Source organism: Arcicella rosea (assembly GCF_040543805.1).
GTDB classification, from domain to species: domain Bacteria; phylum Bacteroidota; class Bacteroidia; order Cytophagales; family Spirosomataceae; genus Arcicella; species Arcicella rosea.
Genome location: NZ_JBEUMS010000003.1, coordinates 368,230 through 387,622 on the forward strand (window position 1 = coordinate 368,230; position 19,393 = coordinate 387,622).

A 19,393-nucleotide genomic window follows, 5' to 3' on the forward strand; every position below is an offset into this window, starting at 1 on the left:
ATAACACTTATTTTTCAACCCTAAACCAATCGAAATCGGCATAGCCTAAATCGTTAATTTAATGGTTATTTCGAAGTTCTGATCTTAATAAGTAAGCCAAAACTGGACTTGCATAAAAAGAACTAAAATTATTTTTACCCATTTTCCCATCCAATATGTGTGTTAATAGAAAGCCAAAAACGCCATTTTTATAATCAATCCAAGGGTAAGCACCTGCCCAACTTGGGCTACTTATTAATGTAGGATTACCATTTTTATCAATTTCTTCTCTCCATAGTCCCAACCCGTAAATACTTTTATGTTTAGCATCACGTACTTTTTGAGGGAACTCTGGCATCGTTACAAAAGCATCACCAATTTGATCTGCTTGCATTTCAGCAATTGCTTTTTCGGATAAAATTCTTTTACCTTTGTAAACGCCTTTATTTAAAAACATCTGTAAAAAATGGGCATAATCATTCACAGAAGAAACTGCCCCTCCACCAAGCATGGGGCTATGCCCTCCACCTACTGAATCTACAGGAGTAAAGTGTGTATTAGACATTTGTAAAGGGCGAACGATTTTTTCTTGAAATATCGTTTCCCATGTTTTTCCAGTAGCTATTTCTGCCATTCTTCCAGCCACTTGCATAGCTAAACCTCCATATTTGAATTGACGTTTTAACGAAGAATCTGAGGGAGCCTCTATAGGTAATGGTAAAATATGTCTGACAGATTCTTCCAAAGTTTGGTAATCATCTCTGTGGTTTCCTTTGGGTTGATAATCAGGATAATTGGCAGTATGTGAAAACAATTGCCTAAGCGTAGCTTGTCCTTTGGCATCAGCAAATTCGGGTAACCATTTTATTACTTTATCGTCCCAAGATAATTCCCCTTCGTCTACTAACACTGCAATTGTAGCAGAAGCTAGCCATTTCCCCGCCGAAGCAATATAAGTACTAGTTTCGGGTTGATAATTTCCGAATGATTTTTGATGAAGCACTTTTTGGCGATTACCAATAATCAAATTCGCCCCATGATAATATCCGCTATCTACCCAAGTTTGTACTTGTTGGTCGATTAAAGAAAAGCCTTGAGAAAGGGCTTCAGTCTTTCCTGAAAATATTAAACATATTATCAACAAAAACTGAAGCTTGTTTTGTATCATTTTCATCCTTTTACAGAAATATGCAATCACCACTACAAACACTATTTCACTTTATACATCTTGAAGGCAAACAAAAAGATAACACCGTAGCATATAATCGGTAAATAGTAAGCGTGTGCTACATTTTGATTAGCGACTAAACCCATTAACAATGGAAAGAAAGCACCACCTACGACACCCATCGAAATAAATGAAGAGGCTTGCTGAGTATGTTTTCCTAAGCTTTTTAGTCCTAAGCTAAAAATGGTTGGAAACATGATGCTGAAGAAGAAATTGATAAACATTAAGGCAATGTATGAAGTCCAGCCCCAAGCTTGAGCCACAATTAAACAAGAGATAATACTGCCTAATGCGAAGAATGATAACAAAACATTAGGTTGAATAAATTTCATTAAATAAGTACCTACAAAACGGCCTAATGCCATCATTGCCATAAAAATAGTCATGTATTTAGCAGCAATTTCATCACTAAAACCCATTACGTCATGACCATAATTAATAAAGTAAGCCCAAGTACCAGCCTGAGCTGCTACATTAAAAAACTGTGCAATTACCGCCCACACAAAATGACGATTCTGCCATAAAGTTTTTTCAGTAGTATTAAATGATGGATTTTTAACATCATCTTCAAGAATCTCGTGTGCATCAGTAAAAGCAGGTACTTTCACAAAAGCAAAGGCAATAGCGATACAAGCAATCACACAACCGATGGCTGTATAAAGTGTTTTAACAGAATCTAAATCGTTTGAATGTTCAGCCCTTCCACTGAATAAAAAGTAGGAACCTATGGCTGGTCCAATGATAGCCCCAACAGCATTAAACGATTGTGAAAAGTTAAGTCTTCGGTCGCTGGTCTGTTGATTTCCTAATGATGCTACAAAAGGGTGAGCAACGGTTTCTAGCGTAGCCATACCACAACCTAAGATAAACAATGCCCCACGAAACATAATAAACGACGTAGCATTGGCCGCTGGAATAAACAAAAATGTTCCTATTGCAAAAAGTGACAAGCCAAACAATACGCCATTTTTATAGCCAAACTTTTTCATAAATATTCCTGCAGGAATACTCATCACAGCATACGCACCAAAAACCGAAAGCTGAATCAGTCCTGATTGAGATTTAGAAACATTCAATACATTTTGAAAGTGTTTATTCAATACATCGCTCATAGAATGGGCTATTCCCCAAAGCATAAAAAGTGAGGTAACGAAAATGAAAGTAACTAGGTATTGCTTTTCGGTTAGTTTTATCTTTTGAGTCATTATTGAAATTTATTTTAATTGTTTTTTCCATAGACCAACCGCACCCATTAAGGCCGCTTGTTCATTCAGAGAAGATTTGATAAGTTGTATTTTATGAGTGTTTTCTGATAACATTTTTTCAACTTCTGGAAAAAACAAAGGCGAAGCACCTGCAATATTTCCGCCTACTATAATTAACTCTGGATGAAAAATCTTGGTAAAATCATCAATAAACAGGCATACATTTTTGGCAAATTCTGTGAATACTTCTTGTGAGGCTTCATCATTTTCAAAGCTTTCTACTAATTGCTTGGCACCATCAACCGTTTTTCCTGTTAATTCATGGTAGCGTTTTACAAACCAACGGGTAGAAATATAGTCTTCTGCAACACCTTCTAGTAATTGATGGTTTATTCCCATTGCCATGTCTTTGGCATCGCCATTTTTGTAGATTGATGTACCTAAGCCTGTACCCATGGTGATGCCTATGGCTTTTTCGTAATGCTGACCCGCTCCAAAAAGCATTTCACCTTCTAAAAATGCTTCTGAATCATTTCTAAAACTAATATTCTCAATCGGTATCGATAGTCTTTCGGAAAGCTCATTTCTGATATTTAAGCCATACAAACTTTCGTACTTATTAACATTCTTCATCAAGCATATTCCATTTTCATAATCAAATGGACCAGGCATGGCTATACCCAAGTAATAGGTTTTTACTTGATTGCTAGTTTGGACAATGGCGTTTGCCCAAGCTGTTAAAATTTCTTCTGACGAAGCATGAGGATTCAGCTTACTTCTGACGATTGATGAAGTAATGATTTTCCCATCTTCAATATTTACTTGTGCCGCTGTGATGTGCGAGCCTCCGATGTCAACTCCGATGTACATAAATTTAAAGATTCTTATAAAATCAGTGAAGATTTTGTGTAAACTTCCATCTTCACTGAAAATTTTTAGAAAGGGTTTCTTTTGATATTATTAAAATATTTTGACGTTTTGGCGAAGGCTTTAATCAGCCTAAATTGGCTTCGTTAATAAGCAGAACAACTACCAATTACTTAGTCGATTTATTATTTTAGCGGAGTAAGCCAAATGGCTTGCCCACCAGATGGTAAAAGTTTAGCATCCAATACAGTAGCGCTATCTACTGTAATGCGTTGGATACCAACTTTTGTAGCACTGGTTAAAGTGCTATCATCGGCATAAATATTGGCGGTATATTTAATGCCTTTGGGTAAAAAATCTAACTTTATTTTTAGTGTTCTTCCTTCGTTACTTGTTAATGTACCCACAAACCAATCTTTCCCATTTCTACGGGCTGTGGTAATATATTTCGATATTTCTCCTTGAATTACCCTTGTTTCATCCCAGGTAGTTGGAATTTTATTCCAAAACTCCAATTCTGGTTCATCATTACTAGCTTTTGGTTGGTCGTACCAAAACAAGGTTTGTAAAGGGCTATAATATACCGCTGCCATTGCCAACTGATGGGCATGAGTAGTCTTGATTCGTTTATCAAAATAACAAATGGTATAGTCTGCTGCCCCACCAATGTATCTTGTAAAAGGTAGTGTTACGTTGTGTGTAGCATCTGGCATTTCTTCGTTTCCTCTTACACCTTCGGCTGTCATCAGGTTTGGATAAGTACGCATTTCTCCAGTCGGGCGCCAATCGTCATGAATATTCACCATCAACTGGTTATCAGCGCATTTCTTGATGGCCTCCTCTACCCAAGTAGTCCAGCGATGGCTGCCAGTTTGTACAAAGCCAAATTTCACTCCTTTAATTCCCCATTTTTTATACAATGGAAAAATCTCGTCTGCTTGTTTATATAGCGACTGGAGGTTTACATACAACCAAATTCCCACACCTCGTTCTTTGCCATAAGCCACTATTTCGGCCATATCCATTTTGGCTTTTACTTGCGTAGCATCAGTATCCCAAGTAAGGGCGGGGCCATACCATTTCCAGTCGAACAATACATATTGCAAGTTTCTTTTTACAGCAAAATCAATAGCAGTTTTGGCTCCTTCGGTAGTAAGGGTCATTTCTCTGATGATTTTCCCAGGTTTAATCCAATCCGTATTCGCTATTTTATTAGGCGTATTCAAGTTTAGGATAATGTCATTATTCTCAATCAATTTTCCTTCACTTTCTGCTATCATGATTACTCGCCAAGGCGTACCGAAATAAGTAATACCATCAACCCCACCATATAATGCTGTTTGAATAGTATTCTTTTTGGTTTTACTGATAATGAATTTAGCTCTCGCATAATCTACCATTTGTGCCTCCGCTAAACAAGCCCACAAACCATTAGTCAATCGTAAAGGCATAGGTCTTTCCCCAGCATCTACCCAATTTTCAAGGGGTAATTCAGCATATTTGCCTTGCGCCCATTGTGTATAAAATGCTGTTGTTCCTGTTGGCAAAGCAAATTCTGTATTTTCAGCCGTAATTTGGTAGTAAGAACCTTTAGGATTCTCAGGGAAATAATAACGAATGGCGATGCCCGCATCATAGGCACGTACTTGTATTTCTAAAGTATAGTCGGCGTTGCTAGCTTTTTTGAAAGCAAGATTTACTGCTTGATAATAATCTCTAATCAGCGAACGCTCGCCATATAGAGGCTTCCAAGTAGTATCTTTCTGGCTGGTTTTAATACCCACAAATTGTAAGTCTTCACACCACTTTTCGGTTTTATCTACTTTCAGCGCCATTGCCAATTCTGAAAGGTGATTATCCAACTGAATATCTAGCTCAGATTCCAATATTACTGCTTTGCCTTTGTAGCTTACCGTATAAAAAATAGCTTTCTTGCCCTTTTCATCAATCTTTTGATAAACCGTACAAAGGATATTTCTATCGGGTGAAGTAATCGTTGTTCTGGTACTATCTATGATACCTTTCTGTGCGAGCAAGGTATGGGTAAAAACCAAGGTAAAAATTATTGCTAAAATCTTTTTCATCATTAATCTTCTATAAAGAGTATTTATAATTATTTCTTTTGATTCATTTTCTTGTATCGCAACAAGGCTTCGATGTAATAATAATCGGCATAAATAATTGAAGCATCTACTTCACCACCAATTGGCATATTTCCTGTCGAATGCAATAAAAAGGCATCATTTACTGCGCCACTTTGATAATTTGTTGTTGAAAGACTTTCAAGCATTTTCTTGGCTTTTGAATAATAAAGCACAGCCTTCTTTTTATCTTTTACCAAAGTAGAAAGTTCAAGCAAAGCAGAAGCCGTAACCGCTGCCGCAGAAGCATCACGAGGAGTATTAGGAATACCAGGCGCATTAAAATCCCAAAACGGAATTAGGCTTTCGTCTGGTAAACTTTTTAAATATACGTCTGTTACTTTCTGAGCAAAATCTAAGAATTCAGGATGTTTTGTTTCACGATAACACATCGTAAAACCATAAATAGCCCACGATTGCCCTCTTGCCCACATGGTATGGTCGGCATAGCCTTGATGAGTAATTCCTTTGATTTTTTTACCCGTCAAGGTATCATACAAAACCACATGATATGAAGTATAATCGTCTCTGAAATGGTTTTTCATCGTCGTTAAAGCATGTGTCTTTACTATTTTATAGAGGTTTTTATTTCCTCCATTTTTGGATGCCCAAAACAACAATTCTAGGTTAATCATATTATCAATAATGGTATTATGCGCACCAAATTTTTGTACTTCTCTGGGCCACGAAAGTATCGTCCCAACTTTTGGATTATATAAAGTTGCTAATACATTCGCTGTGCTTAGCATTACTTTTTTATAAGAGGGGTTTTTCGTTAGTCTGTAACCGTTGCCATAACTACAAAAAATTTGGAAGCCCAAATCGTGGTCGTAAGCTACTTTTTGTTCGGATAATGGCAATAATTGTTTGTCGAATCTCTCGGCTTGAGTTTTGAAAAAAGGGTTCTTCGTTCCTTCATACAAGTACCATAACGAACCCGACCAAAAGCCACTGCACCAATCTTGGTAATCAACCAATCGCCAATCTTTTGTATTCTTATTAATGCTTCTTGGAATATTCAATTGTCCATCCGTTGGCAAAGCACTAATGGTTTTACTCGCCTGTTTAGCACAATAATCAATATTTTGCTGAGCCAAAAACTGTGCTCTTGTCTGTAAAGCTAAAGTGACAAAAAGGATTGATAATATGATTGCTTTTTTCATTGATTTGTAATTAACATACCCTGCTTTCAATAATAATGACGTTTAGTTTCGGTTAGAATACTGATTGATTATTTCTTGTCATGTAGAGATTTAGTGAAAGGAGTATCGAAATTAGATTTGCTTAAATGATTAAGCAAATCTAATTTAAAAAAAATATATCACAAAATATTTCTATTGTTATATTTATCAAAGAATGATAATTCAGGTTAAGGAGAAAAAAAGTACTTTTTGAAGGGTATATTTTAGCAATTTTATAGACAAGCAAAAATAGAACCCATTTTTATTACTTTTTAGCAATAAAAAGGCTCAAATATTAATGAAAAAACGAAAAGGAGCAACACAGTAGGTTAATCAGTTAAGCAATCTCTTCTTTCGATGAAGAATCTCTAATAATAATAGAAGCAGGCATAATGAACTCTTGGGCATCGTACTTATCCGTATTTTCCATGTGCATTAACAAAGTATTGATTAATTGTTTGGACATTTCGGTAATGGGTTGGGCAACTGCCGAAATTGAAGGCTGGTGAATTCTAAACAAATCATTATCATCAAATACCATGATACCGATGTCTTTTCCAATTTTGATTCTTTTACGATTTAATAATTCTATACCGCTGATTGCTAAATAATTGGTTGCAAAAAAAAGTGCATCTACAGATGGATTCTCTATTAAAAATTGTCCAATTTCCTCCGTAATATTGTTTACTTTGGCAGAAGAGTATTCAAACTTCTTGATGATTGAAGGAATACGTTTTTCATAAACGGCTTTTTCATAGCCCAATAAACGGTCAATCATTTGTGCTTGTGAAGAATCAAGCGTAATCAAAGCGATGTTTTTATAATCTTTTGAAATCAGGTGCTTTACAGCTTTGTAGGCACTATCAAAATTGTCCATTCCCACATAACTAACATCGATATCTGTACAATTTCTATCAAAAAGCACAACAGGTAAACCGCTATTAATCAACTGAGTAATATCATTTTCAAGTCCTTCTGTTGGTGTAATGATATAGCCATCTACATTTCTTTCTCTAAAAGTATTGATTAATTCTTTCGCTTTTACGGGGTTATTTTTGGTGCTACTGTAGATAATTTTATAGCCATTTTCATAAGCGATGTTCTCGATATTTCCAGCTACACTGGCAAAAAAAGGATCGGCAATGTCTTCAACAATTAATCCAATTACGTTGGTTTTGCCTGTTCTTAAACTTTTAGCGAGGTGATTGGGCTTAAAATTGTTTTCTTCAACATACGCTAGCACCCTTTTCGTAAGTTCTTCGCTAATACGTTTTTCTTTGGCTTTGCCATTAAGGATATAAGAAACAGTTGCAGTTGAAATTTTTAATGTTTCGGCAACAGCCTTAATAGACATTTTTTTCATCTCAGTATAGTTAAATGGATTGCTTATAAAATTGGATAAATATAAGACAAGTTAAACGATTATTTTAATTTATCGAGAAGATATTACCGATTAATCAAGGGAATAGAGATTTATACGAGATGGTCAAACTGAAATTGTTCGAATATTCATCATATTACGCCATTTCTATCAATCAATTTCCTTCTGATTTACTCCCAAAAAGATTAAAATTCTTGATTAAATAACGGAATGATTTAGCAGAGAAGTTATCAAAAACAATGACCGTCAGTCCTTTATATCTCAGTACAAAATATCCTGCAATCAATATAAATGCCTCCACAGAAACGTATGCCAGTACTGAAGCGTAATATTGAAGAAGATTGATAAAAATAAGATTGATAGCAACACTGACAATACCAGCAATCAAAGTAATATTCAGAATGTATCTATCTAATTTCAAACTTAACATGGTATGTGCTTGAAACAAACTCAAACTGGATAAAATTGGAATGATGCACAAGTATTGAAATACGCCTATTGAGTCAACAAATTTCTCACCGAAAATAAAGGAAACAATAAATGGTGCTACTATATACAGAAAAACTGTTCCTAAAACTGTGATGAAGAATACTACAGGAATAATGTTCTGGACTAATTCTAAACCCTTTTGGAGATTAGCATTCATTTTGTTCGCAATCTCAGGGAAAATAGATTGCGATATCGGGTTAATACAAACAGTAACAACAATAGTAATAAGCCTAACTGCCGCTGAGTAAATTCCGACACTCCTATCGTCTAACAGAAAGCCAATCAAAAAAACATTCGTAGTAGTGTATAAATTAACCACGATTGTAGAGACAAAATAGAAACGCTCTTCAATCAATAATTCAATAATTCGTTGAAGCTTAATGAAGTAAAAGTTAATATTGTAGCGTTTCATGGCAAGATAAAATGCCCATAAACCAGCTAAAATTTGTCCTAAACTTGTCAGAATGTTAAACCAATAAAATGACTCAACATCGTTCACAACAAAGAAAATAGCGATTGAAGAAACTAACTTAAAACACAAAGCAATAAGCGCAGCCGTCTGGATTTCTTGAATACCATGAAAAAACCAAGTCGGGAAAAATACCCAACCCAAACAAAAACTAAAAGAGTAAAAATGAAGAGCAAACTCTGAACGAAGTGTTGGTATCGATAAAGTACAAATAAGAAATACAACAGTACTAATAACGAACAAGAAAATCTTGGTAGAAATAATTTCATTAAACGTTTCAACTAATTCTTTGGGCTTATCCTTAACTACCGAAATACGCTTTGTACCAGTAATATCAAAGCCGTAATTAATCAACAACAAAAAATAATTGATGTACGATTGAGAAAAGTTTACTTTACCTGTATAAATAGGACCAATAGCCCTAAAAACATAGGGTATAACAACTAAAGGCAGTACATAACTAACTAATTGAAGGAGTAGTAAACCTCTAATATTCCTTAATACAACATTCATTTTTATAAATTTGACAATATAATAGCGGTCTTGTGGAGAATTGCACCATCAAAGGTAAGCAAAACAACTATAAACACTTATACATCTTGTGATAGATTTATCATATCTATAGTCCTTTATTGCTATATATTGTTACAAACTTAGTGTAAAATATTATGATTGAGAGGAAGTCATCGTCATAATATCGCTATGTAATTAAGAAAGCCTAAAACAATTTTTTCCAGTGGTTAGGGAATAAAGCTCTTAAAGTAATCAGTGCTTTCTGAAGATGGTTAGACACCGATTGATTATTAATATTCATCAAATTAGCAATATCTGTATTACTTACTCCTTGGTAAAACTTCAAGAAAAGTACTTCTCTTTGGCGTTTTGGTAATAATTCAATGGCTTTTCTCATCCTTTGCTCGTTTTGTGAATATCGTTCATATTCGATTAAGCTACTTTCTATTGTTTGCTCATCTGTAAGCTCGTCTTCACTATCAAAATTATCGTAGAGTACATTCCATTGATTTTTACGTAACTGTGAAATCAAATTATTTCGAGTAGCACGAATCAAGTAAATCGTCATTACATTGATTTCCCCAATTACATTACGTTTTTCCCAAAGGTATAAAAACAAGTCCTGAATCACATCCTTGACCAATTCTCTATCTTTTGTCAGATTCAGCCCATAGTTAAACAATGTTCTATAATGGCTCTCACAAAGTTGGGCGTATGCTTCCCTGCTACCTAACCTAGCTTGATTCCATAATTCGAGATAAAAATCATTCGATTTTGATAACGTTTCGAGCTGTTTATTTTCCATGGTTGCTTAATTGATTAAGCAAATATAATAATAAAAACATTAAATAAAATAATTTTATGATTTTTTAGCAAAGAATTTATATACTCCTCTCACAACATGCTTTATTCTTGAACTTAAAGGCTCAATAATACTTCTCACTTGCACGAATGGCACAAAAAAACCTCTGCAAGATTTACTCACAGAGGCAAAAACAATTTTAATACTTGTTATGAGGTTAAACAATGTTTCGTAAACCGATTATTATTATTTGGCTTTGACGAATTTGCTAACATTAAAGCAACTTTCTAATACAAGAGTATCACTTTCTATTTTTTGGACCGTCCAACCGTCGCAAGCAATAGCGATACAAGCAACATTAGGACATGGATTAAAATCAGAGAAAATAATTTTACTATCCTTCAAAGTATATTTATTTCCAACCCAACCGCAACAGTCAGCACCGGGTTTTCCATCACTTAAAAATTTTCCGTCAGCCGTAAACTCTATGGTCGGTAAAGCAACCAAAGTGTTGATTGTTGTCCACTTTGCATCTACTTCTTTACCTTTTTGGATATAAGTAGGATTCCATTTTCCGACCAATTTATCCGCAGAAATTTTTGCTGAATTTTCTTTTGATGGATTTACTTCTTCTACCGATTGACAAGCACTAGCCATCAACAGTAGTCCTGCACATAATGTTAATAATTTCATGTTATTTCAAAGTTTGAATTTTATAAATTGTTTTTAGCAAAGACGTAGAAATTATTCTGATGGTTGGAACGATAGATATTTATTTCACTCGTACAAATTTAAGTTTTGTAGCACATTGTCTTAATATTAATGTATCGTCACCTGCTTTTCCGTAATCCCAATAATTACAACGGAGGCAATAAACTGTAGAACAATCCATTTCCAATTGGCTAAATGTGATTTTACTACCCGTAGTAACATAAGCATTACCTGCAAAACAACAACTTCCACCGAGTTTTCCATCTACAAAAAACTTTCCATTATTAGTAAATTCCCAGATAGAAGGTGTTACGGCAGCAAAAGTTGGATTAACACGCCAAGCACTCCAAGTACTGTCTTGGTTCATGGATTGTGTCAAGCCAGTGGCTACCCATTTTCCTACCAAACTATTCGGATTTATTTCTTCTTTTGATTTACAAGAGAGTAAAATCAAAAAAAGAAAAGTTGTTACTAGAAAATACTTTTTCATGTTCTTCAAGGTTATTTTTACTTAGTTCTGTAAAATTCCCTTCTCAAAGAATTTTCTTCTAATACTAAGGTGTCTTTACGATTTGTTTCAAAAATGTACCCATCAGGAACACAAGTTGGCGATTTACAAGCGCTCGCTACATTCAAAAAAGAAATCTTATTATCTATGGCTTTGTATTTTACACCATTAATACAACAATCATTATGGTAGCTTGAGCCCGTCAAATAGAAACGATTATCATTTGTAAATTTACAGCCTGGCATTGCTGTAAAACCAATCAAAACATACCATTTGCCCCAAGTACCATCTTTATTTCTGGATTGATACCGATCAGTTGGCGACCATTCTCCTACCAAAGTTTTAGGCCCAACATCCTCTGATTTACAGGCAATCAAACTAAAAAAACAGAATATTGTCAATACAAGTGTCTTTTTCATCAGTTTATTTGTTGGTTTTTAAACGATTGTTTTTAAAACAGAATGTCCAACTCAGCAAAGACACCATTCTTCTCCAAAACGTTGGAATATTGAAAATACTTTTCTTAGTACTTAATCCTTCCAAAAGCCAGTCATTTATTGTACTTTTGCAGGAATTTTCCTAACCTATTATATTAAAAACATCTCAGCAGATAATTTTTAACAAAGCAATTAACGAATTATAGTCCATAATGAATTTTAAAGAATATAAAAACCTTGACTACGGTCAGGTTGCAGACGAAATCCTTAAATTTTGGCAAGACGAAAAGATTTTTGAAAAGTCTATCGAAACCCGTGAGGGCAATCCAACTTTTACTTTTTATGAAGGTCCACCTTCGGCAAATGGTACTCCGGGTATTCACCACGTGATGGCTCGTGCGATTAAGGATATTTTCTGTCGTTATCAAACTTTAAAAGGCAAGCAAGTAAAACGCAAAGGCGGTTGGGACACTCACGGTTTGCCAGTGGAATTGCAAGTAGAAAAAGAATTAGGCATCACCAAAGACGATATTGGCAAGAAAATTTCGGTTGAAGAATATAACAAAAAGTGCCGTGAAACAGTAATGAAATTCACTGACCAATGGAATGATTTGACCGAAAAAATGGGCTATTGGGTGGATTTAGATAATCCATACATTACTTACGAAAACGATTATATTGAATCAGTTTGGCATTTGTTGAAAACCCTTTATGAAAAAGGTTTACTCTACAAAGGTTATACCATTCAACCTTATTCCCCAGCGGCAGGTACAGGGCTTTCTTCGCATGAATTGAATATGCCGGGAACGTATCAAAATGTAAAAGATACTTCGTTGACGGCTCAATTTAAAGTAAAATTGACTGGTAAATCTGGATTCTTGTTTGATTCTGCCGATAGTAGCAATATTTATATTTTAGCTTGGACGACGACTCCTTGGACTTTACCCGCAAACTCAGCTTTGACGGTTGGAAAAAACATTGATTACGTTTTAGTAAAATCTTTCAATCCATACACTTTCGAGCCTGTAAATGTAGTTTTGGCGAAAGATTTGGTCGGAAAATACTTCAACGAAAAAGGAAAAGATGGCGATTTTTCGAAGTATAATGACGGAGACAAAATCATTCCTTGGAAAATCGTAATCGAATTCAAAGGCAATTTCTTGGAAGGCATCGAGTACGAACAATTAATGCCTTACGTTCAGCCAGAAAGTCCAGCATTCCGTGTAATTATCGGTGATTTTGTTACGACCGAAGACGGTACTGGTGTTGTTCATACTTCACCAACTTTTGGTGCGGACGACTTTAGAGTGGCACAACAAAGTGGAATTCCTTCGATTTTTGTCAAAGACGAAAATGGTAAAGATGTTCCAATTGTAAATCGTCAAGGTCGTTTTGTGGCTGAAATTACTGATTATGCCAACGAACCTGTAAAAGAAGCTTATTTATCGGAAGCAGAAAAAGAAGAGCAACGCATCAAACAAGGAAGAGATAAGTATTTATCAGTTGACGAACGCATTGCGATTCAATTGAAAACTGAAAATAAAGCCTTCAATGTTCAGAAGTTTGATCACCCTTATCCACACTGTTGGAGAACCGATAAACCAATATTGTATTATCCATTAGATTCTTGGTTTATCCGCACGACGGCAGTAAAAGATAAAATGATTGCCTTGAACAACACGATTAACTGGAAACCTGAATCCACAGGTACTGGTCGTTTTGGTAACTGGTTGGAAAACTTAGTTGACTGGAACTTGTCACGTTCAAGATATTGGGGAACTCCGCTACCAATTTGGCGTTCGGAAGATAGCGAAGAAGTATGCGTTGGTTCTTTGAAAGAATTAGAAAATGGCATTACACACGCTTTGAAAGACGATGTATTATCAGCAGAGCAGCGTGCAGCCAACGAGAAATTCTTGACTTTGTTGAAAGAAGGAAAAGAAGATTTACACCGTCCGTTTGTGGATGAAGTATATTTAATTTCGGCTTCGGGCAAAGTAATGACTCGTGAAACGGACTTAATCGACGTTTGGTTTGATTCTGGAGCAATGCCTTATGCACAATGGCATTATCCATTCGAGAACAAAGATATTTTTGATGAAGCTTATCCCGCAGATTTTATCTCGGAAGGTGTTGACCAAACTCGTGGTTGGTTCTTCACGTTGCACGCTATTTCGGCAATGATTTCTGATTCTGTTGCTTTCAAAAATGTGGTTTCAACAGGTTTAGTTTTAGACAAAAACGGAAACAAAATGTCTAAACGCTTAGGCAATGCCGTTGACCCATTTGAAACCTTGAAGAAATACGGTGCAGACCCAACTCGTTGGTACATGATTACCAATGCACAGCCGTGGGATAACCTTAAATTTGACTTAGCAGGTATTACAGAAGTACGTAACAAATTCTTTGGAACGCTTACGAATACTTATAATTTCTTTGCTTTGTATGCCAATTTAGATGGCTACACGCCAACTGGCAAGCTCGACAAAACGATTGCTACTGAACTTGACCAATGGATTTTATCAAAATTACAAACCTTGATAAAAGAAGTGGACGAGTCTTATAATACTTATGAGCCAACCAAAGCAGGACGTGCCATCCAAGAATTTGTGGGCGACCATCTTTCAAACTGGTATGTGCGTTTGGGTAGAAGACGTTTCTGGAAAGGCGAAGTAACGGCAGATAAACAATCGGCTTATGAAACCTTAGCATTTTGTTTGAAAACGGTTGCTCAATTGATGTCACCAATTGCACCATTTTATGGCGATTGGTTGTACAAAAACTTAACAGATACCGAAACAAGTATCAACGAGTCTGTTCATTTAACGAACTTCCCGAAAGTACAACATGAATGGATTAATACAGAATTGGAAACCTCAATGGATTTGGCACAAAGAATTTGTTCTTTGATTCACTCATTGAGAAAAACTAATCGTATTAAAGTACGTCAGCCGTTATCTAAAATCTTGATTCCGATTTTGAGCGAACAAACTCGTGAACAAATTCGCCATGTGGACGAACTTATCAAGACAGAAGTAAACATCAAAGCCGTAGAATACTTAAACGATGCTTCGGGCGTATTGTCTAAAAAAGTAAAACCAAACTTTAAGGCATTAGGTCCAAAATTCGGAAAAGATATGAAAGCCGTTGCCTCAGTAATTACTTCCATGACAGCCGACGATTTGAAAGCTTTGGAAGAAAGTAAAACGATTATTCTTGAGAATTTCACCATTACTTTAGAGGATGTTGAAATACAAACAGAAGATTTACCGGGATATTTAACGGCATCTGATGCTGGTATTACCGTTGCTTTAGACATCAACATTACTCCTGAGTTGAAACAAGAAGGTATCGCTCGTGATTTTGTTAATCGTATCCAGAATTTACGTAAAGATTCAGGATTTGAAGTAACTGATAAAATCAGCATTCAATTATTAGATTCAGATGCAGAAGTAACCGCAGGCGTTGTAGCTTTCAAAGACTTTATCAGTCAAGAAGTACAAGCACTTTCATTGGAAGTAGTCAGCGAATTAGCCGACGGACAAGAAGTAGAATTTGAAGAATTGACTTTAACGGTCAAAGTAGCAGTTGTGTAGTTCGGATTTCCAACCCGAATATAAAAATAAATAAGGGAAGCTTTCAAGTCTGAAAGCTTCCCTTATTTATTTGGCGTTTACGAATACTAAAACCAATAAAACATGGCTAGGGAATCCCAGCCATGTTCGTCATTTCACTGTATTTATCAACCACAATCCATTATTTACAATCATTAGCAGTATAACTTGCTAAAACACTTACTCTACCAGTTGAAGCATTATAACTTGTATTTCCAGTTATGCCTATACCGCCAGAAGTAACGATGGTAGATGAATTCTTTCCAAACGTAACTCTTCCTGAATAACTTTTACCATCATAGTAGGTATAAAAAGTATATGATCTTCCTTCTCTTAAAGTAGTACTTGCCTTACCGCTTCTCGCATAAGTTGACGCCCATCGTCTATCAATACTATCATAAAAATCTACCCAAGTTGATGGTTTAATATTTAGTGTCTTATTACTACATTTTACTGTAAAATCTATATCTATATTAATATAAGGTGGTATATTAGGTACAGAGACATTTACATTAACTGGAGTAGATGAGCAAGGGTCAAAAGCTGCGGAACGACCAATTAGAGCTGAACTGTTTCTTGAAAAAATGTCAAGCTGAACTCTGAAATTATTTGGGGCTCTTCCAGCATTGATAAAACCATTATTCAAATTACCATTTAAAACATCAAAATTTGAAATTGATGTATAGTATGAGCGACTACCATTTGGAGCTACTAAATATAAATAGCCATAAAAATCGTAACTATTTGTATAAGTATTGATATTGGAAGCTACTCTAAATTTTAGTGTGGTACTCCTATTACTACATCCTCTATAATACCAATCTAAATTCCAATAAGATAAGTGTGCTGCTTTAAAAGTTGCGGTCAACTTACCATCAGCTCCTTTTGTTACAATTGCTTCTCCTTCTTCTTTCCACTCTCCTGTCTCACTATCATAACTCCATGTAGGAATTTTATCTCCTTCATGTACTTTTTGACCTGTTTCTGGGTTTTCAAGTTCTGTGCTAACTCCTACTTTTACATCAATTGGTTTTGAAAAGCTTGTAACCTTTTTACCTTCTGCTTCCATATCAACCGCAACAAAACCACCAGTAATAAATGAACCTTCAGTAGTAGTTCCATTCTGCATAGCAACATTCTCTGCAGCAAAACCTCCCGGAAAACTAGTCAATGCTTCCTGAGTTTCAGTACCATATTGAACAACTTGTGTTTTTACAGTTGTTGCGTTAATAACATTTCCTGTTGCATTTTTTACTTGCGTTCCAGGTGCTATGGTAATCTGAGCCGTCTCAGCTTTATCGGCAGTAGCGGGTACATTAATTGTTGAGCCAGTCGTCAACGATAATACACTTGTTGCTGCTGCTGTACCATGCGGAGGACTAGCGACACTTGTTAGGGGAACGTCAAATGCTAAAGTACTATCTGCACTAACAACAGTAATCGTTTTACTGGTTGATACATAGCCCACTCCAGAAACAGCAACCGTAAATTCAATAGGATTTGCTTCGGATGGCTTAACATTCTTATTTAATACCAAAGGAAGTACATTGCCAATTACAGTATAATCTTTCCCGCCTGCATCGTCTAATACTAAACTTTTATCTGGCCCAGAAATCGTTACAGTTAAACCTTCTGGTACTTTTGTTGCATCTGCATTACCATCTACAAACCTGAGCAAAATTGGAGCTTTATAAATGTCTGTATTTACGGTTAATTCTACGTCTTCGAATGGATTGATTTTCTGACAGGCAAAGACGACAAAGAGTCCAAAAATTGTATAAAATATAGGACGGATATAGTTACGATATTTTAGTTTCATGATTTCTTATCTTTTAGGATTAAAGTTATTTACTTGTTTATGCGTACTGCCAATCTAAGATTTAGCATTGGCCAATAACGCCAGTCGTTCATGTTGCCTTGTACTTTTGCTTCTTGTTCATTCATACTACTTAGGCGTTCTGTGCCTGTTAATGATACTACTGGTTCTTTCAGGTAATATGTTCCTACTTCAAAACCAAAACCTATTCGTTTTTTGGGAACAGCTCTTCCAAAACCGATGCCCACAAAAGGTGCAATTCCTTTACCGTAATCTAGCCCAAACCTGAAACTTCCTACTTCTTCAGGAGTAAAGACTGTCTCGCCAAAAGTATAATTCTCTGTTGGGGTTGCTAATACTCCTAATTCGCCTTTCAATACATAACTCACACCTCCAATTAGTTTAAAGCTACTCTTTTCAAAAGGGAAATATTCTAATGATAAACCAACAGCACTCATATCGAAATTTCCATCTAGCTCAACCTTCTCATCCGAAATATCCAATTGCGTATTCGTGTTGTATTTGAAGTAATTGTAATTCAACTTAACACTCAAATGGCTGTTGTATTGGTAAGAAACATCAAAACCGGGTGTTGTTCCTATGCCCAAACCAATCGCAAATTTCCCGTCATTGGGGGCTTTAATTTTAACTTTTTCCTGACAAAAGGCACTCCCACCGATTGTACAGATAGTCACTAAAAGCAATAGTAGTTTTTTCATACTGTAATATTTATAAAGGTTTATTATATTTTATGAACATTCCTTTTGAGTCATCCTAAAGTATGGACGTGCCTATCACCCATGCGATTTGCATGTTTTATCGAAAAACAATCGACTTTATTACCTTATGATGCTGTGTTAAATTTGAAGGATATACTTGGTGGAATCGATGTATAGCCTAAAGTCTTTATCCTGAAAAGATTATCGAAAATACTGAAAAAATAAAAATGACTATCATTCTGTCAACCATAAGCCCTTGAAAACTTATTATACGGTCATTTTTTTACTCTTTCATCATAAAATAGCTTGAAATGGATTTTATAAGTATCTTAAATTCTTACTTTTCAACAACTTTTACTGCAAATTAGCGATGCCAACATCGCTAATCAATACCCATTTCTGGGTATTTTACGAAAAATCTTTAAATTAAATTAAAGGCTCTAGCAAATTGACAAAGTTCAAAATAGGAATTAGTATTGAGTTTTTTCTTGATATTTTTTCGATGTGTTTCAACTGTTCCTATCGAAATAAATAGCTTTTCTGCTGTTTCTATTGAGCTTACTCCCATTGCCAGTAATTTTAAAATTTCGCATTCACGTTTGCTCAGGCTTGAAAATAACTGGAAATTATTGCGCAGAAAATTGTTTTCTTCTAGCAATCGCTCTGCCTTAAACGTCATGTGGTGCATGGTGTCGATAGGAAATGCTATCGTAATGGCTAAAAGTGGTTTTCCTTCTTCATCACGAGCAAAGACCATTGTACTTGCCATGTGCCATTTCCAAGGGGCATTAATCCGAAAACGCACCTGCTGAAAACAAGTACAAATTTCATCAGCAATATTGCGCTCCATCAAACTCAACACTTTAGGGGCATAATCTTTAGAATCTTCTGGATTAAAATAGCGGTAATAATATTCTTCCGAAGATAAACTGGTAATTTCTTCTAAAGTCACGCCAAGTTCGCCAAGCCCTCTTGGAGACATCCAAGCAACTGACCAATCTCGAAGGTCGTGCAAAACAACTACTCCCGGTAGTTTACAAGCTACTTTAGCAATTTCAAGAATATTCTTATCTATTATTTCCTGATTTGTATCAATCATCGAGTTCAGATTAAGTTTAACGTTATAAATATAATCGCTAGAGGGTAAAGGATTGGGGTCAAACTGCCATTTATCTCCAAAAAACTTATTATTCGGTTAAATTTTCCGTAAATGCTAAAAGATGAGTCAAGAATCTTAAGGGAGTGTTCATTAAACTGTGTCATTTGATTTATTGAGTTAGGGGGCTAGCCCCCTAACTCAATAAATCAACTTGTGAAATTCTGTCTTCAAATG

Annotated in this window: 15 protein-coding genes; 1 reads left to right on the top strand and 14 read right to left on the bottom strand. The window is 35.5% G+C overall.

The window, feature by feature from the left end; genetic code table 11:
• Window positions 1-58: 58 nt before the first annotated feature.
• The 11 genes from ABID42_RS06120 to ABID42_RS06170 form a co-directional block, all read right to left on the bottom strand.
• Complete coding sequence (locus tag ABID42_RS06120; RefSeq protein WP_367282889.1) at window positions 59-1,147, bottom strand: serine hydrolase domain-containing protein; 1,089 nt, start codon at window positions 1,145-1,147, stop codon at window positions 59-61.
• A gap of 41 nt (window positions 1,148-1,188) precedes the next feature.
• Entirely contained in the window at window positions 1,189-2,412 is a 1,224-nt protein-coding gene (locus tag ABID42_RS06125; RefSeq protein WP_367282890.1) for a sugar MFS transporter, read from the bottom strand.
• Window positions 2,413-2,421: 9 nt separating this feature from the next.
• Window positions 2,422-3,282 carry an ROK family protein gene (locus tag ABID42_RS06130; RefSeq protein WP_367282891.1) on the bottom strand — a complete coding sequence of 287 codons (861 nt, stop codon included), beginning with the start codon at window positions 3,280-3,282 and terminating at the stop codon, window positions 2,422-2,424.
• Window positions 3,283-3,464: 182 nt separating this feature from the next.
• On the bottom strand, window positions 3,465-5,363 hold the full coding sequence (locus tag ABID42_RS06135; protein WP_367282892.1) for a glycoside hydrolase family 97 protein: 1,899 nt from the start codon (window positions 5,361-5,363) through the stop codon (window positions 3,465-3,467).
• Between the two features lie 29 nt (window positions 5,364-5,392).
• Complete coding sequence (locus ABID42_RS06140; RefSeq protein WP_367282893.1) at window positions 5,393-6,583, bottom strand: glycoside hydrolase family 88 protein; 1,191 nt, start codon at window positions 6,581-6,583, stop codon at window positions 5,393-5,395.
• A gap of 355 nt (window positions 6,584-6,938) precedes the next feature.
• Window positions 6,939-7,964, bottom strand: a complete 1,026-nt coding sequence (locus ABID42_RS06145) for a LacI family DNA-binding transcriptional regulator (protein ID WP_367282894.1) — start codon at window positions 7,962-7,964, stop codon at window positions 6,939-6,941.
• Between the two features lie 172 nt (window positions 7,965-8,136).
• A complete protein-coding gene (locus ABID42_RS06150; RefSeq protein WP_367282895.1) occupies window positions 8,137-9,453 on the bottom strand; it encodes an oligosaccharide flippase family protein in 1,317 nt (438 codons plus the stop codon).
• A 205-nt stretch (window positions 9,454-9,658) separates the two neighbouring features.
• Window positions 9,659-10,258, bottom strand: a complete 600-nt coding sequence (locus ABID42_RS06155) for an RNA polymerase sigma factor (RefSeq protein ID WP_323258684.1) — start codon at window positions 10,256-10,258, stop codon at window positions 9,659-9,661.
• Between the two features lie 243 nt (window positions 10,259-10,501).
• Window positions 10,502-10,948 (bottom strand): hypothetical protein, encoded by a 447-nt coding sequence (locus ABID42_RS06160; protein WP_323258685.1) that lies wholly within the window; start codon window positions 10,946-10,948, stop codon window positions 10,502-10,504.
• Between the two features lie 79 nt (window positions 10,949-11,027).
• Window positions 11,028-11,456 (bottom strand): hypothetical protein, encoded by a 429-nt coding sequence (locus ABID42_RS06165; RefSeq protein ID WP_367282896.1) that lies wholly within the window; start codon window positions 11,454-11,456, stop codon window positions 11,028-11,030.
• 17 nt (window positions 11,457-11,473) lie between these two features.
• Window positions 11,474-11,893, bottom strand: coding sequence for a hypothetical protein (locus tag ABID42_RS06170; RefSeq protein WP_367282897.1), 420 nt, complete (start codon window positions 11,891-11,893; stop codon window positions 11,474-11,476).
• 230 nt (window positions 11,894-12,123) lie between these two features.
• On the opposite strand from ABID42_RS06170, the gene ileS reads away from it, so the two are divergent.
• Complete coding sequence (ileS, locus tag ABID42_RS06175; protein WP_367282898.1) at window positions 12,124-15,507, top strand: isoleucine--tRNA ligase; 3,384 nt, start codon at window positions 12,124-12,126, stop codon at window positions 15,505-15,507.
• A gap of 160 nt (window positions 15,508-15,667) precedes the next feature.
• Here ileS and ABID42_RS06180 read toward each other — a convergent pair whose 3' ends face one another.
• From ABID42_RS06180 to ABID42_RS06190, 3 genes are all read right to left on the bottom strand, one after another.
• Window positions 15,668-17,344, bottom strand: a complete 1,677-nt coding sequence (locus tag ABID42_RS06180; RefSeq protein ID WP_367282899.1) for an astroprincin family protein — start codon at window positions 17,342-17,344, stop codon at window positions 15,668-15,670.
• 29 nt (window positions 17,345-17,373) lie between these two features.
• On the bottom strand, window positions 17,374-18,060 hold the full coding sequence (locus ABID42_RS06185; RefSeq protein WP_367282900.1) for a hypothetical protein: 687 nt from the start codon (window positions 18,058-18,060) through the stop codon (window positions 17,374-17,376).
• A gap of 421 nt (window positions 18,061-18,481) precedes the next feature.
• Window positions 18,482-19,159 carry a helix-turn-helix transcriptional regulator gene (locus ABID42_RS06190; RefSeq protein WP_367282901.1) on the bottom strand — a complete coding sequence of 226 codons (678 nt, stop codon included), beginning with the start codon at window positions 19,157-19,159 and terminating at the stop codon, window positions 18,482-18,484.
• Between the last annotated feature and the right edge of the window lie 234 nt (window positions 19,160-19,393).

Excerpts from the sequence above, each read along its gene's own strand:
- ABID42_RS06120 (WP_367282889.1), bottom strand. The coding sequence starts at position 1,147 with ATGATACAAAACAAGCTTCAGTTTTTGTTGATAATATGTTTAATATTT.
- ABID42_RS06125 (WP_367282890.1), bottom strand. The coding sequence starts at position 2,412 with ATGACTCAAAAGATAAAACTAACCGAAAAGCAATACCTAGTTACTTTC.
- ABID42_RS06130 (WP_367282891.1), bottom strand. The coding sequence starts at position 3,282 with ATGTACATCGGAGTTGACATCGGAGGCTCGCACATCACAGCGGCACAA.
- ABID42_RS06135 (WP_367282892.1), bottom strand. The coding sequence starts at position 5,363 with ATGAAAAAGATTTTAGCAATAATTTTTACCTTGGTTTTTACCCATACC.
- ABID42_RS06140 (WP_367282893.1), bottom strand. The coding sequence starts at position 6,583 with ATGAAAAAAGCAATCATATTATCAATCCTTTTTGTCACTTTAGCTTTA.
- ABID42_RS06145 (WP_367282894.1), bottom strand. The coding sequence starts at position 7,964 with ATGAAAAAAATGTCTATTAAGGCTGTTGCCGAAACATTAAAAATTTCA.
- ABID42_RS06150 (WP_367282895.1), bottom strand. The coding sequence starts at position 9,453 with ATGAATGTTGTATTAAGGAATATTAGAGGTTTACTACTCCTTCAATTA.
- ABID42_RS06155 (WP_323258684.1), bottom strand. The coding sequence starts at position 10,258 with ATGGAAAATAAACAGCTCGAAACGTTATCAAAATCGAATGATTTTTAT.
- ABID42_RS06160 (WP_323258685.1), bottom strand. The coding sequence starts at position 10,948 with ATGAAATTATTAACATTATGTGCAGGACTACTGTTGATGGCTAGTGCT.
- ABID42_RS06165 (WP_367282896.1), bottom strand. The coding sequence starts at position 11,456 with ATGAAAAAGTATTTTCTAGTAACAACTTTTCTTTTTTTGATTTTACTC.
- ABID42_RS06170 (WP_367282897.1), bottom strand. The coding sequence starts at position 11,893 with ATGAAAAAGACACTTGTATTGACAATATTCTGTTTTTTTAGTTTGATT.
- ileS (WP_367282898.1), top strand. The coding sequence starts at position 12,124 with ATGAATTTTAAAGAATATAAAAACCTTGACTACGGTCAGGTTGCAGAC.
- ABID42_RS06180 (WP_367282899.1), bottom strand. The coding sequence starts at position 17,344 with ATGAAACTAAAATATCGTAACTATATCCGTCCTATATTTTATACAATT.
- ABID42_RS06185 (WP_367282900.1), bottom strand. The coding sequence starts at position 18,060 with ATGAAAAAACTACTATTGCTTTTAGTGACTATCTGTACAATCGGTGGG.
- ABID42_RS06190 (WP_367282901.1), bottom strand. The coding sequence starts at position 19,159 with ATGATTGATACAAATCAGGAAATAATAGATAAGAATATTCTTGAAATT.